The 14310-nt window shown below is 73.3% G+C and carries 14 protein-coding genes; 5 read left to right on the top strand and 9 right to left on the bottom strand.

The window, feature by feature from the left end; all coding sequences use genetic code 11:
• Positions 1–156 precede the first annotated feature (156 nt).
• The gene (locus tag JQX11_RS10300) at positions 157–963 is read right to left on the bottom strand and encodes a sugar phosphate isomerase/epimerase family protein (RefSeq protein WP_204924768.1); all 807 of its coding nucleotides are present in this window, start codon (positions 961–963) and stop codon (positions 157–159) included.
• Positions 964–1039: 76 nt separating this feature from the next.
• Positions 1040–1984 carry a Ppx/GppA phosphatase family protein gene (locus tag JQX11_RS10295; RefSeq protein ID WP_204924767.1) on the bottom strand — a complete coding sequence of 315 codons (945 nt, stop codon included), beginning with the start codon at positions 1982–1984 and terminating at the stop codon, positions 1040–1042.
• A 73-nt stretch (positions 1985–2057) separates the two neighbouring features.
• Here JQX11_RS10295 and JQX11_RS10290 point away from each other — a divergent pair, with 73 nt between their 5' ends.
• The gene (locus JQX11_RS10290; protein WP_204924766.1) at positions 2058–2870 is read left to right on the top strand and encodes a DUF3109 family protein; all 813 of its coding nucleotides are present in this window, start codon (positions 2058–2060) and stop codon (positions 2868–2870) included.
• 13 nt (positions 2871–2883) lie between these two features.
• On the opposite strand, the gene JQX11_RS10285 is transcribed toward JQX11_RS10290, so the two are convergent.
• Positions 2884–3567 carry a response regulator gene (locus JQX11_RS10285; protein ID WP_067314784.1) on the bottom strand — a complete coding sequence of 228 codons (684 nt, stop codon included), beginning with the start codon at positions 3565–3567 and terminating at the stop codon, positions 2884–2886.
• Positions 3564–4874: a sensor histidine kinase gene (locus JQX11_RS10280; protein ID WP_204924765.1), complete on the bottom strand. Its 1311-nt coding sequence runs from the start codon at positions 4872–4874 to the stop codon at positions 3564–3566. The genes JQX11_RS10285 and JQX11_RS10280 overlap by 4 nt, the downstream gene beginning before the upstream one ends.
• Before the next feature lie 212 nt (positions 4875–5086).
• On the opposite strand from JQX11_RS10280, the gene phoU reads away from it, so the two are divergent.
• Positions 5087–5740, top strand: a complete 654-nt coding sequence (gene phoU, locus JQX11_RS10275; RefSeq protein WP_204924764.1) for a phosphate signaling complex protein PhoU — start codon at positions 5087–5089, stop codon at positions 5738–5740.
• 74 nt (positions 5741–5814) lie between these two features.
• Here phoU and JQX11_RS10270 read toward each other — a convergent pair whose 3' ends face one another.
• Complete coding sequence (locus JQX11_RS10270; RefSeq protein ID WP_088646098.1) at positions 5815–6582, bottom strand: phosphoglyceromutase; 768 nt, start codon at positions 6580–6582, stop codon at positions 5815–5817.
• 151 nt (positions 6583–6733) lie between these two features.
• Here JQX11_RS10270 and JQX11_RS10265 point away from each other — a divergent pair, with 151 nt between their 5' ends.
• Positions 6734–8074 carry an MDR family MFS transporter gene (locus JQX11_RS10265; RefSeq protein ID WP_204924763.1) on the top strand — a complete coding sequence of 447 codons (1341 nt, stop codon included), beginning with the start codon at positions 6734–6736 and terminating at the stop codon, positions 8072–8074.
• Positions 8075–8481: 407 nt separating this feature from the next.
• Here the strand turns inward: JQX11_RS10265 and JQX11_RS10260 are convergent, their stop codons facing one another.
• The 3 genes from JQX11_RS10260 to mshA form a co-directional block, all read right to left on the bottom strand.
• The gene (locus tag JQX11_RS10260) at positions 8482–9216 is read right to left on the bottom strand and encodes a hypothetical protein (protein ID WP_204924762.1); all 735 of its coding nucleotides are present in this window, start codon (positions 9214–9216) and stop codon (positions 8482–8484) included.
• Positions 9217–9292: 76 nt separating this feature from the next.
• Positions 9293–9808 carry a type III secretion system chaperone family protein gene (locus JQX11_RS10255; RefSeq protein ID WP_204924761.1) on the bottom strand — a complete coding sequence of 172 codons (516 nt, stop codon included), beginning with the start codon at positions 9806–9808 and terminating at the stop codon, positions 9293–9295.
• A gap of 60 nt (positions 9809–9868) precedes the next feature.
• Complete coding sequence (mshA, locus tag JQX11_RS10250; protein ID WP_204924760.1) at positions 9869–11233, bottom strand: D-inositol-3-phosphate glycosyltransferase; 1365 nt, start codon at positions 11231–11233, stop codon at positions 9869–9871.
• A gap of 182 nt (positions 11234–11415) precedes the next feature.
• On the opposite strand from mshA, the gene JQX11_RS10245 reads away from it, so the two are divergent.
• Together JQX11_RS10245 and JQX11_RS10240 are read left to right on the top strand one after the other, a co-directional pair.
• On the top strand, positions 11416–12183 hold the full coding sequence (locus JQX11_RS10245) for an SDR family oxidoreductase (protein ID WP_204924759.1): 768 nt from the start codon (positions 11416–11418) through the stop codon (positions 12181–12183).
• Between the two features lie 6 nt (positions 12184–12189).
• Entirely contained in the window at positions 12190–12987 is a 798-nt protein-coding gene (locus JQX11_RS10240; protein ID WP_204924758.1) for a class I SAM-dependent methyltransferase, read from the top strand.
• A 174-nt stretch (positions 12988–13161) separates the two neighbouring features.
• Here JQX11_RS10240 and JQX11_RS10235 read toward each other — a convergent pair whose 3' ends face one another.
• Positions 13162–14253 carry a UDP-N-acetylmuramate dehydrogenase gene (locus tag JQX11_RS10235; protein WP_204924757.1) on the bottom strand — a complete coding sequence of 364 codons (1092 nt, stop codon included), beginning with the start codon at positions 14251–14253 and terminating at the stop codon, positions 13162–13164.
• Positions 14254–14310: the final 57 nt, after the last annotated feature.

Genomic DNA, 14310 nt, shown 5'->3' with positions numbered 1-14310 from the left:
CCTGCCGCGCCGCCTCGGTGATCAAGAGCTTTGCGTCAGTTGATCAAGAGGTTCGCGTCAGATTCACGCCCGGACATGACGCAAACCTCTTGATCACCGGGGGCAGGGCGGGCGGGGGCGGAGCGGGAGGGGCGGGAGAGCGGGGGCGGGCGGGGGTCAGGCGTTGAGGGGGGTGGGGGCGGTTAGGTGGGCGCGGGCGAAGGCCAGGGATTCGCGGAGGTCGGACTCGCGGACGGCGCGGCTCTTGGCGCCCCGGGTGGTCACCTCCACCGCGACCGAGCCGGTGAAGCCGCGTCCGGCCAGGGAACGCAGCAGCTCGGCGCAGGGCTGGGTGCCCCGGCCGGGCACCAGGTGCTCGTCGCGGCCCTCCCCGGTGCCGTCGCCGAGGTGGACGTGGGCCAGGCCGGTGCCCATCCGGTCGGCCATCGCCAGCGGGTCGCTGTGCGACGCGGCGCAGTGCGACAGGTCGAGGGTGTACGCGGGGTAGCCGACCTCGGTCGGGTCCCAACCGGGCACGTACGGCACGAACTGCCGGCCGGCCATCCGCACCGGGTACATGTTCTCCACCGCGAAGTGCAGCCCGGTGAACCGGTCGGCGACGGTGCGCAGCCCGTCGGCGAAGTTGCGGGCGTAGTCGCGCTGCCAGGTGAACGGCGGGTGCACCACCACCGTGGGTGCCTCCAGCGTGTCGGCCAGCTCGGCGGCCCGCCGCAGCCGCTCCCACGGGTCGGGGCTCCACACCCGCTGGGTGACCAGCAGGCAGGGGGCGTGCACGGACAGCACCGGGACGCCGTAGTGCTTGGCGAGGCCGCGCAGCGCCCCGGCGTCCTGGCTGACGGCGTCGGTCCAGACCATCACCTCGACCCCGTCGTAGCCGAGTGCCGCGGCGAGCTGGAACGCCGCCGCGGTCCGCTCAGGGAAGACCGAGGAACTGGACAGGAGCACCGGGACGCGGGAAGTCACATCCCCGAGGGTAACCGGGGCCGCCACCACAGTTCCGGACGAGCAGCAGCAAAAGCCGCGCAACGACCGGCGTACGTCACATCGGTTCGAGCTGATCCAACCGTCTGAGGATGACGCCCTCACGCAGCGCCCACGGGCAGATGTCCACCGCCGGCACGTCGAGCCGGCGCAGCACCGCCTCGGCCACCACCGCCCCGGCCAGCAGCTGGTGGGCCCGGCCGGCACTCACCCCCTCCAGCTCGGGCAGCTGGGCCGGCGGGATGTGCCGGACGAACCCCAGCACCTGCCGCAGCCCCGTGCGGGTGAGGCTGCGCCGCGCCCACAGGCCCGCCGAGGAGGGGGCCGCCCCGGCCAGCCGGGCCAGTGTCCGGAAGGTCTTCGAGGTGGCGACCGGCCGCTCCCAGCCCACCCCGGCCAGTTTCTCCACCACCGGGTCGAGCTGCGCGTCGACGTACTCCCGCAGCTCCTCGACGGTCTCGGCGGTCGGTGGGGTCAGCCCGGACGGGTCGACGTGCAGCCGGTCCCGGCTCAGCCGGCCGGCCCCCAACGGCAGCGACACCGCCACCTCCGGGTCCTCGTCGATGCCGGCGGCCAGCTCCAGCGAGCCGCCGCCGATGTCCATCGCCAGCAACCGCCCCGCCGACCAGCCGAACCAGCGCCGGACCGCGAGGAACGTCGCCCGCGCCTCGTCCGCACCGGAGAGCACCTCCAGCCGTACGCCGGTCTCCTCCCGCACCCGGGTCAGCACCTCGGCCGCGTTGGTGGCGTCGCGCACCGCGCTGGTCGCGAAGGCCAGCAGGTCGTCGGCGGCCAGCGCGGTGGCCGATGCCCGGGCCGCCCCGACCGCCTCGACCAGCCCGTCGGCACCGGCCCGGGTGAGTGCGCCGTCCGGGCCGATCTGCTCGGCCAGCCGCAGCACCACCTTCTCGGAGTGCGCCGCCCACGGGTGAGCGCCGTGGTGGGCGTCGACCACCAGCAGATGAACCGTGTTGGAACCGACATCGAGCACACCCAGCCGCATGGGAAGACCCTAGGGCCACCGGGTTTCGGTGGCACGCCGGCCGGCCGCACCGGGCGCGCGTACGCTGGGCCGGGTGACGAGCCAGGTGGAGCTGCACGTGCTGGTGGACGCCCCCGACGACCCCCGCAGCCGGGAGGTCGGGCTGGACTTCCCCCGGGAGTGGATCGAGTTCGTCGACCCGGCCGACGAGCGGCACCTGGTGCGCGCCGACCTCACCTGGCTGCTGTCCCGCTGGACGTGCGTGTTCGGCCGGGGCTGCCACGGCATCGTCGCCGGCCGGGCCGCCGACGGCTGCTGCTCGCACGGCGCGTTCTTCACCGACACCGACGACGAGAAGCGGGTCCGGGCGGCCGTCAAGCGGCTCACCCCGCAGACCTGGCAGCACTTCCGCAAGGGTACGAAGAACTGGACCGCGACCGACACGATCGACGGCAGGAACCCGGCCCGACGGACCGCCACCCGGGGCGAGGACGCCCCGTGCGTGTTCCTCAACGACGCCGACTTCCCCGGCGGGGGCGGGTGCGCGCTGCACGGCCAGGCGCTGCGCGACGGCGTGCACCCGCTGGAGTACAAGCCGGACGTCTGCTGGCAGCTGCCGATCCGCCGGGACCAGGAGTGGACCACCCGCCCCGACGACACGAAGGTGCTGGTGTCGACGCTCGCCGAGTTCGACAGGCGGGGCTGGGGCGCAGGCGGGCACGACCTGGACTGGTGGTGTACCTCGTCGACCGACGCGCACGTCGGCACCGAGCCGATGTACCTGTCGTACGGCCCGGAGCTGACCGCGCTGGTCGGCGCGCCCGCGTACGCGAGGCTGGCCGAGCTGTGCGCGGCCCGGCTGGGCCAGGGTCAGATCGCCCCGCACCCGGCCAGCCCGCAGGGGTGAACGGTGTGCCGGCCTACGGCTCGAACTTGTAGCCCAGCCCGCGCACGGTGACGATGAACCGGGGCGCGGACGGCTCCGGTTCGATCTTGGAACGCAGCCGCTTGACGTGCACGTCGAGGGTCTTGGTGTCCCCGACGTAGTCGGCCCCCCAGACCCGGTCGATGAGCTGCCCCCGGGTGAGCACCCGGCCGGCGTTGCGCAGCAGCAGTTCCAGCAGCTCGAACTCCTTGAGCGGAAGCTGCACGGCGGCCCCGTCGACGGTGACCACGTGCCGTTCGATGTCCATCCGGACCGGGCCGGCGGCCAGCGTCGGGGCCCCCGACTCGGTCACCTCGGGGCTCTGCCGGCGCAGCACCGCCCGGATCCGGGCCACCAGCTCCCGGGGCGAGTACGGCTTGGTGACGTAGTCGTCGGCGCCGATCTCCAGCCCGACCACCTTGTCGATCTCACTGTCCCGGGCGGTCACCATGATGATCGGCACGTGCGAGCGCTGCCGCAGCTGCCGGCAGACCTCGGTCCCGGACATCTCCGGGAGCATCAGGTCGAGCAGCACGATGTCCGCGCCGGTCCGGTCGAACTCGGTGAGGGCGGAGGTGCCCGTCGCGGCGACGGAGACCTCGAAACCCTCCTTGCGGAGCATGTACGACAGGGCGTCGGAGAACGACTCCTCGTCCTCGACCACCAGTACGCGGCTCAACGGGGTGTTTCCTTTCCTACGGTCAGGCCCGGCGCAGGGTCGGTCGGGCCGGGCTCGATACCAGCGGACGGCAGTAGCGACTCCAGGGCGTCCGGAGGGCTGGCGGGTAGCCGGAGGGTGAACGTCGACCCCCCACCCAGGGTGCTCGCCACCTCCACCCGGCCGCCATGGTTGCTGGCGATGTGTTTGACGATGGCCAGGCCGAGGCCGGTGCCACCGGTGGCGCGGGAGCGGGCCTGGTCGGCCCGGTAGAACCGTTCGAAGATCCGGTCGACGTCGGTGGGGGCGATGCCGATGCCCTGGTCGGTGACGGAGACCGTGACGTGGTCGTCGTCGGCCCGGGTGACGACCCGCACGGTGGTGTCCTCGCCGGAGTAGGTGATCGCGTTCTCCACCAGGTTGGACACGGCGGTGGCGAGCTGACTGTCGCTGCCGTACGCGGTCAGGCCCCGCTGTCCTTCGGTGACCACCTGGACCCGGCGGGCGGTGGCCGAGGTGCGGGTCCGGTCGAGCACCTCGGCGATCACCCAGTCGACCGCGACGGGTTCCGGCGCGGGTTGCGGCTCGGCGCCCTGGAGCCGGGTCAGCTCCAGCAGCTCCTGCACCAGCCGGCCGAGCCGGGTCGACTCGTGCTGGATGCGCTCGGCGAACCGGCGGGCGGCCAGCATGTCCTCGGAGAGGTCGGGTGCACCGTCGGCCGGCTCGGTGGCGTCGACGAGCGCCTCGGCGAGCAGTTGCAGCGCCCCGATCGGGGTCTTCAGCTCGTGGCTGACGTTGGCCACGAAGTCCCGCCGGACCCGGGCCAGCCGGTGTGACTCGGTCACGTCGGCGGCTTCGACGGCGATGTACCCGCCGCCGATGCCCATCGCCCGCAGGTGCACGCCGAGCGGGTTCTCCCCGGCGTTGTCGCGGCCACGGGGCAGGTCGAGCTCGATCTCGCGTCGCACCCCGGTCCGCCGGACCTGTCCGGCGAGGGTACGGATCAGCGGGTGGGCCGCGATGGAGCCGGGGGTGGCGCCGGTACGGAGCAGTCCCATCGCCCGGGCGGCCGGGTTCACCAGCACCGGTACGTCGTCCGGGCCGAGCACCACGACGCCGGCGCGCAGCGAGTCGATGGTCTTGCGGCCGAGCCCGCTGAGCCCGCCGGACTGGTCGTCGGGAATCGCACGCCTCCCCAGGTCCCCGTGGGGGCCCTCGCCCCCGGACGACGCCGCACGGCGTCGCCAGGTCTGGACGGGACGCGCCAGCAGCAGCCCGGCGACCAGTCCGGTCACCAGGGCCACCCCGATCGCCACCGCCCATTCCATGCGGCGATCGTAGGGTCATTGTTAACCTGGCTATCGCCCATAACAGGACGAACCACACTCGCTTTGGCAGAAATTCACTCCCGGGCCCCGCGTCGTTCATCCGGGTTCATCTGGGCTCCCGTCACCCCCGCCTACGGTGGGTCGCGCACCTGCTCAACCCGTACGCCAACGGTCCCCGCGACCACCGGCGGCACCGACCCCAGGAAGTGACGATGCGCGACGAGTTCCGGGCCGACCTGCAGATCGTCAGCCAACTGCTGGTGGACATGGCCGACGGCGTACGCGCCGCGATGCGCCAGGCCACCCGCGGCCTGCTGACCGCCGACCGCGAGGCGTCCGAGGCCGTGATCGCGCGGGACGCCGAGATCGACGACCTCTACCAGCACGTCGAGGAGCGGGTCTGTGACCTGCTCGCCCGCCAGGCCCCGGTCGCCTCCGACCTGCGCGCGATGATCACCGCGCTGCACGTCGCGGCCGACCTGGAGCGGATGGGCGACCTGGCCGACCACGTGGCGAAGACCGCGCTGCGCCGGCACCCCTCCCCGGCGGTGCCGGCCGAGCTGCGGCCCGTCTTCACCGACATGGCCTCGGTCGCCGACCGGATGGCCGAGAAGATCGCCAAGGTGCTGGCCACCCCCGACGCCGACATCGCCGCCGAACTGGACCGCGACGACGACGTCATGGACGACCTGCACAAGAGCCTGTTCGGCATGCTGCTCGGCGACGAGTGGCCGTACGGGGTGGAGACCGCCATCGACGCCACCCTGCTCGGCCGGTTCTACGAGCGGTTCGCCGACCACGCGGTCAACGCCGGTGAGCGGGTGGTCTACCTGATCACCGGGGAGACCACCCCCACCGCCGGCTGACCCGCACCCGCCCGACGACGGGACAGGGCTCCCGGCCCGGCGATCTCCGCCGGGCCGGGAGCCCTGTCGTCAGCTCAGCGGCCCTGGTTGGCGACGGCGGCAGCGGCCTCCTTGGCGGCGGCCGGGTCGAGGTAGGTCCCGCCCAGGGTGAGCGGGCGCAGCTGCGGGTCGAGGTCGTAGCGCAGCGGGATGCCGGTGGGGATGTTCAGCTTGGCGATCGCCTCGTCGGAGATCTGGTCGAGGTGCTTGACCAGGGCGCGCAGCGAGTTGCCGTGCGCCGCCACCAGCACGGTGCGGCCGGCGAGGATGTCCGGCACGATCGAGTCGTACCAGTACGGGAGCATCCGCGCCACCACGTCCTTGAGGCACTCGGTGCGCGGCATCAGCTCGGTCGGCAGCAGCGCGTAGCGCGGGTCACCGACCTGGGAGAACTCGTCGTCGTCGGCGATCGGCGGCGGCGGCGTGTCGTACGAGCGACGCCAGAGCATGAACTGCTCCTCGCCGTACTCGTCAAGGGTCTGCTTCTTGTTCTTGCCCTGCAGGGCGCCGTAGTGCCGCTCGTTGAGCCGCCACGACCGGCGCACCGCGATCCAGTGCCGGTCGGCGGCGTTCAGCGCCAGCTCGGCGGTGCGGATCGCCCGGCGCATCACGCTGGTGTGCACCACGTCCGGCAGCAGGTCGTGCTCGCGCAGCAGTTCGCCGCCGCGGCGCGCCTCCGCCTCACCCTTGGCGGTCAGGTCGACGTCGACCCAGCCGGTGAAGAGGTTCTTCGCGTTCCAGTCGCTCTCGCCGTGCCGCAGCAGGACCAGCGTCCCGACGGTGGGCCCCTCGCTCGCAGTCATGCCGATCATCCTGCCGCACGGCGTCCGGGGACACGCGGGCGGTGGTGGTGACGACCACCACGTGGAAAAACGGATGACCGGTGTCCGCCCCCGGAACTAGGTTGTAAGGCGCTTCAAGGACAGCGGTCATTACCTGAGCGGGGGCGCGGGCGTGCGGACGGTACGGGGTTGGTTCCGGGAGACCACAGGCGGGCTACCGAGGACCTTCTGGTACCTCTGGACGGGCACCCTGATCAACCGGCTCGGCTCGTTCGTGCTGGTCTTCCTCGCCATCTACCTGACCCAGGCCCGCCACTTCTCGGCCGCCCAGGCCGGCCTGGTGATGGGCCTGTGGGGGGTCGGCGGCGCGGTCGGCACCACCGTGGGCGGCACCCTGGTCGACCGGTGGGGACGGCGGCCCACCCTGCTCACCGCCCACCTGGGCGCGGCCACCATGATGCTGACGCTCGGCTTCGCCCGGCCGCTCTGGGCGGTCGCGGTGGGCGCGCTGCTGCTCGGCACGTTCGCCGAGGCCGCCCGGCCGGCCTTCGGGGCCATGATGATCGACGTGGTGCCGGAGCGGGACCGGCTGCGCGCGTTCTCGCTCAACTACTGGGCGATCAACCTGGGCTTCGCCTGCGCCGCCGTGCTCGCCGGCCTCGCCGCCGAGGCCGGCTACCTGCTGCTGTTCGTGGTCGACGCGGCCACCACCCTGGTCACCGCGCTGATCATCTTCGTCAAGGTCGGCGAGACCCGCCGCGCCCCGACGACCAGCGCCGTCAAGGGTGCGACGAGCGGCCCGCCCCGGGTGGGTGCGCTGCGCACCATCGCCGCCGACCGGGTGTTCCTGGGGTTCGTCGTGCTCAACCTCTTCGGCGCGCTGGTCTTCCTCCAGCACATCTCGATGCTGCCGATCGCGATGGGCGACGCCGGCCTGTCCCCCGCCACCTACGGCTCGGTGATCGCGCTCAACGGGGTGCTGATCGTGGTGGGGCAGCTCTTCGTCCCCCGGCTGATCCGGGGGCGGAGCCGGTCGCACGTGCTCGCCCTCGCCTCGGTGGTGATGGGGGTCGGCTTCGGGCTGACCGCGTTCGCCGACGCCGCCTGGTTCTTCGGGCTGACCGTGCTGATCTGGACGCTCGGCGAGATGCTCAACTCCCCGTCCAACGCCACCCTGATCGCCGAACTCTCCCCGGCCGAGCTACGGGGCCGCTACCAGGGTGTCTTCTCGCTGTCCTGGCAGGTGGCCGGGGCGGTCGCCCCACTGCTCGGTGGACTGGTCCGGGAACACGCCGGCAACGCCACGCTCTGGCTGGGCTGCGCCGCGATCGGCGTGGCGACCGCGCTGGCGCACCTGCTCTCCGGGCCGGCCCGGGAACGCCGGGCGACCCGCCTGCGCCGCCCCGAGGTTCCCGTCGTGCCGGTCACCGCCGTCGGACCGCCGGCCCCGCAGTCGGCCGAGGCTGCCGCGACCGCACCCGCCGAGCCGGTCCCGGCCCGCACCCCCGCCTGAGTACGCCCCCGCCGCGCCTGCGGTGGCACCGGTTCAAACGGCAGAGCGCCCACCGGCGACCGATGGTCGCGGTGGGCGCTCGTACCGCCTGCCCGGCGGCGGCGGGCGACCCTCACCCCCGTAAGCGTCGCCCGCTCGCGCCGCCGGTTCCCGGGTGGCACCGTCCCCCAACGGCGTGACCCACCCGATTGCGTCTCGCTCGGTGCACGGATCTGATCGATCCGCCGCTCCCCCGAACGTTTCCGAGCGTGACGCGGTGCAATAAAGTTAGTTCGCCCGGATTCCGGATTCAACCTTCGAGCACTGTCTCGCCGGTCACAACACCGACCGTCCCCGCTCCGGTGCTCCTGTTCCGGGCTCCGTGACTGCCAACACGCGGCTACCCGGCAGCCATTCCGGTAAACCCCTCAGCCGTCTTCCCGATCGGGTGACTCGGTCCGGAAGAAGTTGCTCGGCCGGCCGTCCCGCAACTGCTCCTGGAAGATCAGGTTCAGCTTGCGCGAGTCGAACGTCCGGAACCAGTCGTCCCAGCTCACCACCCGCAACCGACGGCTCTCCCGGTAACCCGGCAGGTCGAAGGTGAGCACCCCCGGCCGGCCGTTGCGCTCGGTACCGGCGATGGTCGCCGGCTTGGCACCCCGGGCCGCGGCCCAGTTCCGGATCACCTGGTGGTTGGTGGTCACCAGGCTGCGCCCGGGACGTTCCGGACGGTCCGCCGGAGACGTGATGAGCTGCGCGGAGCGCACCGAACGGGAGGTGGACCGGCCGGTGCGCACGCCCGTGGCGCGGGCGGCCTTCGCCGGCGTCGCCTTCGCCCGCGTGCGCGACGGATTGGCCTTCGCGGCCCCGGCCGTGCTCCGGCGGGCGGGTGCCCGGCCGGACGGGCCGGTGCTGCGGCGGGCGGCGCCGCCGGCCCGGCCCTCCGCGCGCAACGTCCGCGCGAGCGCCTTCACCAGTTCCGGCTTACGCAACGCGGAGATCCCGGAGACCCCCCGCCGACGCAACTGACCCCGGATCTCGTCGACCCTCATCCGGGAGATCTCCGACTCGGAGATGCCCGGCGTGTTCGGGGTCCGGTTGCCGGCCTGACGCGTGGTCCCGGTCGCCGTCGCGCCGCGACCTGAGCTGTTCCGCTGAGCCATGACACGCTCCTCGACAGTCCGTCCTCGGCCTGCGGCGGGTCCCACACTGCCGCGCCGCAGCGCTGCGGCATACCCGTCAGGACCGGTCCGAACCTCCGGCGGACGGGGTGAACAGGTGGGCGAAGGCGGCCAGGTTCGCGGTCGACTCGCCCCGCTTGACCCGCCACTCCCACTCCCGGCGGATGGAACTGCCGAACCCGATCTCCAGCATGGTGTCGAAGGACTCGTCGGCGTAGCTGAGCACCGCGCCGAACAGCCGGTCCAGCTCGTCGGCGTCGACGGCGGACGGGTTGACCCGCCCGGTGAGGTAGACGTCGCCGACCGCGTCGATCGAGAACGCCACCCCGTACATCCGGGCGTTGCGTTGCAGCAGCCACGCCCACAGTTCCTCGCGCCGCTCGTCGGGCTGGCGCATCACGAACGCCTCGACCCGCAGCGCGTGCTCGCCGACGATCAGGTTGCAGATCGTCTTGAGCTTGTGGGTGCCGGGCAGGGTGACCGCGTACGAGCCCTCGCCGGTGGCTTCCCAGTCCAGTTCCCGTTCGGTGCAGACCGCCTCGATCAGGGCCGCCAGCTCGCTCTTCGCGCTCATCGGACCCACTCTACGGCCGCCGTGGCCGGCCCACCCGGCGACGAGGGGCGGGGCATCCGGTCACCAGGAGCCGGTGAGCGCCGGACCGTCGGCCAGCCGGGCCGCCAGCCGCTCCCGGTGCCCGGTGACCGCCTCGCCGTAGACGGCGAGCAGCCCGGAGACGGTGCGCTCCCAGGAGAAGCTGCGGGCGTGCCGGGCGGCCCCCCGACCCAGCGCCTCCCGACCGGCCCGGTCGGGCAGCAGCCGGGCCAGCGTACGGGCCCAGTCGGTCGGATCGTGGCCGTGCACGAGCACGCCGCTGACCTGGTCCCGCACGGCGGTGACCAGGCCACCCACGGCGGCGGCGACCACCGGCGTGCCGCAGGCCTGCGCCTCCAGGGCCACCAGCCCGAAGGACTCGTTGTGCGAGGGCACCGCCACCAGGTCGGCCGCCCGGTAGAGGGCGGGCAGGTCGTCCCCGGTACGCGGCGGCAGGAAACGCACCCGGTCGGCGACCCCCAACGAACCGGCCAGCTCGATCAGGGAGGTGGGCCGGTCCAGGCCACTGCCGCTCGGGCCGCCGCAGATCACCACGGTCACCTGGTCGGCGAGGGCCGGGTCGCGTTCCCGCAACGCGGCGACCGCGCGGACCAGCACGTCGGGGGCCTTCAACGGCTGGATCCGGCCGACGAACGCGACGACGTACCCGTCGGTGGGCAGGCCCAGCCGGCGACGGGCGGCGCGGGTCGTGACCTCCCGGTCCCCGGCGACGGGTCGGAACCGCGCCAGGTCAACCCCCGGTTCGACGACCGTCACCCGGGCCGGGTCGGCGGCGTACCTGTCGATCAGGTCGGTGGCCTCCGCCCGGGTGTTCGCGACCAGCCGGTCGGCCTCGGCGACCACCTGTTCCTCGCCGATCACCCGGGCCTTCGGCTCCGGCCGGTCACCGGCGGCGAGCTGGGCATTCTTCACCTTCGCCAGGGTGTGCGCGGTGTGCACCAGCGGCACCCCCCAGCGCTCCTTGGCCAGCCAGCCGACCTGGCCGGAGAGCCAGTAGTGCGAGTGGATCAGGTCGTAGTGGCCCGGCGGGCGGGCCGCCTCGGCCCGCAGCACCCCGGCGGTGAAGGCACAGAGCTGACCGGGCAGCTCCTCCTTGGTCAGCCCCTCCAGCGGGCCGGAGGTGACGTGCCGGACGTGCACCCCGGGGGCCATCTCCACCACCGGGGGCAGGTCACCGGAGGTGGCCCGGGTGAAGATCTCCACCTCGACGTTCGCCTCGGCGAGCCGGCGGGCGACCTCCAGGATGTAGACGTTCATGCCACCCGCGTCGCCGGTGCCCGGTTGGTGCAACGGTGAGGTGTGCACCGACAGGGTGGCGATCCGGCGGGGCCGCGGCCACGGCAGGGAACCTCGCTGACGACCGACACCGGTGTGCTGATCCGCCACGTCCGCTCCTTCTGTCACGGTTGATGCCGTCCCGCACGACCGGCGCTCCTCGGACAACCTTCGCGCCGGATGCAATCTTCCCCATCGGGCTTCGGAAATGCCTCGCCCCGGCCCGCAGGCGTGACGGACCTCATCACGGGGCCCGGAGCGGCCGGTCACGCCGCCAGGGTGAGAATGGCCCGATGACCTCTGTCGCGATCGTCACCGGGGCGTCCAGCGGGATCGGCGCGGCCACCGCCCGCCGGCTCGCCGCCGAGGGTTTCCACGTGCTCGCCGCCGCCCGCCGCACCGACCGGCTCGCCGGTCTGGTCGCCGAGATCGCGGCGGCCGGCGGCAGCGCCACCGCAGTGGCCTGCGACGTCACCTCGGACGAGTCGGTGGCCGGGCTGGCCCGCGCCGCCGCCGACGCCCCCGGCCCGGTCACCGTCCTGGTCAACAACGCCGGCGGGGCGCGTGGGCTGGACCCGGTGGAGACCGGCTCAATCGCCGACTGGCAGTGGATGTACGACGTGAACGTGCTCGGCACGCTGCGGGTCACCCAGGCCCTGCTGCCGGCCCTGGAGCGCTCCGGCGCCGGAACGGTCGTGGTGCTCTCGTCCACCGCCGGTTTCACCGTCTACGAGGGCGGCGGCGGATACAGCGCGGCCAAGCACGCGCAGACCGCCGTGGCGGGCACCCTGCGGTTGGAGCTGTGCGGCCGGCCCGTCCGGGTGGTGGAGATCGACCCCGGGATGGTCCGGACGGAGGAGTTCAGCCTGAACCGCTTCGGCGGGGACGCGGCGAAGGCCGACGCCACCTACGCCGGGGTGGCGCAGCCGCTGGTGGCCGACGACGTCGCCGAGTGCGTCGCCTGGTGCGCCACCCTCCCGCACCACGTCAACGTGGACCGTCTGGTGGTCCGCCCGCTGGCCCAGGCCGCCCAGCACAAGGTGCACCGGGTCGGGTCGTGAGCGGGGATGGCTGACCGGGGTCGGCAGCGGCCGGTGGGGTTGGTGACCCGGGGGACGACGAACCCGAACCGGCTCCGCCGGGTCGACAACTGGATCATCGAGACCTGCGGCGACCGGCTACGGGCCGCCGCCGGCCCGCTGGTGGTGGACCTCGGTTACGGTGCCACCCCGGTCACCGCCGTCGAGCTGCGCGACCGGCTGGCCGCCCGGGTCCGCGCCGACGTCCGGGTGGTCGGGCTGGAGATCGATCCGGTACGGGTGGCCGCCGCCGCGCCGGCCGCCGACCCACCGGGGTTGACGTTCGCCCGGGGCGGCTTCGAACTGGCCGGGTTGCGGCCCACCGTGGTCCGGGCGTTCAACGTGCTCCGCCAGTACGACGAGAGCGAGGTCGCCGACGCCTGGCGGACGGTCACCGACCGGCTCGCCCCGGGCGGGGTGCTGGTCGAGGGCACCTGCGACGAGCTGGGTCGGCTGGCCGGCTGGCTGCTGATCGACTCCACCGGCCCCCGGACGCTGACCCTGGCCGCCCGGCTGGCCACGCTGGAGAGCCCGGCCCGGTTGGCCGAGCGCCTGCCGAAGGCGCTGATCCACCGCAACGTGCCGGGCGAACGTATCCACGCTCTGCTCCGCGCCCTGGACGACGCCTGGCAGGCAGCCGCCGGGCTGGCCCCGTTCGGTCCCCGCCAACGGTGGCTGACCGCCGTCGGCACCCTCCGGTCCACCGGCTGGCCCGTCCTCGACCGCCCCCACCGTTGGCGTCATGGCGAACTCACCCTGCCCTGGCCCACCATCGCCCCCGCCTGACCGCCCCACCCCCACCCCCACTCCCACCCGCACCTGCGCGCCCGTGCCCCGCGCCCGCCCGTGTTGATCAAGAGCTTTGCGTCAGAATCCGCCCGGGGCCAGGATGACGCAAACCTCTTGATCAACACGGGCGGGGCGGGCGGGGCCGGCGGGGTGGGAGGGGGCGGGTGGGGGTTAGAGGGTGCAGTTGATGAGGACGGGTTCGGGGTGGAGGGGGACGGCGAAGCGGGCGTGGACGCCGTCGCGGATCTCCCGGGCGAGGGCGATCAGGTCGGCGGTCCGGGCGGTGCCGCTGTGGTTGGTCAGGGCCAGGGTGTGCTTGCCGGAGATGGCGGTGCCACCCGGCCCGGGGTGCCCCTTGGCGAAGCCCGCCTTGTCGATCAGCCAGGCGGCGCTGACCTTCACCAGGTCACCGGGGCAGGGCCAGGAGGGGGGTTCGCCGATGTCGGCGGCGCGCTCGCGCAGCAGGTCGTACGCCGCCCGGTCGAGCACCGGGTTGGTGAAGAACGAGCCGGCCGACCAGGTGTCCGGGTCGGCGGGATCGAGCACCATGCCCTTGCCGGCGCGCAGGGTCAGCACCGTGTCCCGGGCGGCGGCCAATGGCACCCGGTCACCGACCTCGACACCGAGCGAGCGGGCCAGTTCGGCGTAGCGGACCGGCCCGGACACCGGCGAGCGGTCCAGCCGGAAGTCGACCGAGAGCACCACCCAGCGGTCGCTGTACTTGAAGATGCTCCCCCGGTACGCGAAGCCGCAGTCCTGGGCGGCGACGGTGGTCAGCCGGTCCTCGACGCGGTCGTACACCTGGACGCCGGTGATCCGTTCGGCGACCTCCTGGCCGTACGCGCCGACGTTCTGGATGGGGGTGGCGCCGGCCGAACCGGGGATGCCGGAGAGGCACTCCAGGCCGGACCAGCCGTTGCCGACGGTGGCAGCGACGAGGTCGTCCCAGGGTTCGCCGGCTTCGACGCGTACGGTGACGGTGTCGGGGTCCTCGGCGACCACGGCGAAGCCCCGCGACCGGATCAGCACGACGGTGCCGGGGAAGCCGACGTCCCCGACGACCACGTTGCTGCCGCCGGCCAGGACCAGCACCGGTTCGTCGCGCCGGTGCGCCTCGCGGACCCGGTGGACGATCTCGTCGGCGCTGGTGGCGGCCACGCAGCGGGCGGCGGGGCCACCGAGGCGCAGGGTGGTGTATTCCGCCAGGGCGGCCGGATCGGCGGGTTGCGCGTCCGTTGTCGGTTTGGCGTAGACGTCTGACACGCCTTTCACCCTAGGCTGAGGGGTAGCCGCGGCACCCACTGGTCGCCGGGTCACCCC

The organism is Micromonospora humida (genome assembly GCF_016901255.1).
Taxonomy (GTDB): Bacteria; Actinomycetota; Actinomycetes; order Mycobacteriales; family Micromonosporaceae; genus Micromonospora; species Micromonospora wenchangensis.
This window is presented reverse-complemented; position numbering and strand designations above follow the sequence as displayed.

What these genes read in the sequence shown, in the direction of transcription:
- JQX11_RS10255 (WP_204924761.1), bottom strand. Translation starts at nt 9,808, where the DNA reads ATGAGCGCGAAGAGCGAGCTGGCGGCCCTGATCGAGGCGGTCTGCACC.
- JQX11_RS10295 (WP_204924767.1), bottom strand. Translation starts at nt 1,984, where the DNA reads ATGCGGCTGGGTGTGCTCGATGTCGGTTCCAACACGGTTCATCTGCTG.
- JQX11_RS10270 (WP_088646098.1), bottom strand. Translation starts at nt 6,582, where the DNA reads ATGACTGCGAGCGAGGGGCCCACCGTCGGGACGCTGGTCCTGCTGCGG.
- JQX11_RS10245 (WP_204924759.1), top strand. Translation starts at nt 11,416, where the DNA reads ATGACCTCTGTCGCGATCGTCACCGGGGCGTCCAGCGGGATCGGCGCG.
- JQX11_RS10280 (WP_204924765.1), bottom strand. Translation starts at nt 4,874, where the DNA reads ATGGAATGGGCGGTGGCGATCGGGGTGGCCCTGGTGACCGGACTGGTC.
- JQX11_RS10240 (WP_204924758.1), top strand. Translation starts at nt 12,190, where the DNA reads ATGGCTGACCGGGGTCGGCAGCGGCCGGTGGGGTTGGTGACCCGGGGG.
- phoU (WP_204924764.1), top strand. Translation starts at nt 5,087, where the DNA reads ATGCGCGACGAGTTCCGGGCCGACCTGCAGATCGTCAGCCAACTGCTG.
- JQX11_RS10260 (WP_204924762.1), bottom strand. Translation starts at nt 9,216, where the DNA reads ATGGCTCAGCGGAACAGCTCAGGTCGCGGCGCGACGGCGACCGGGACC.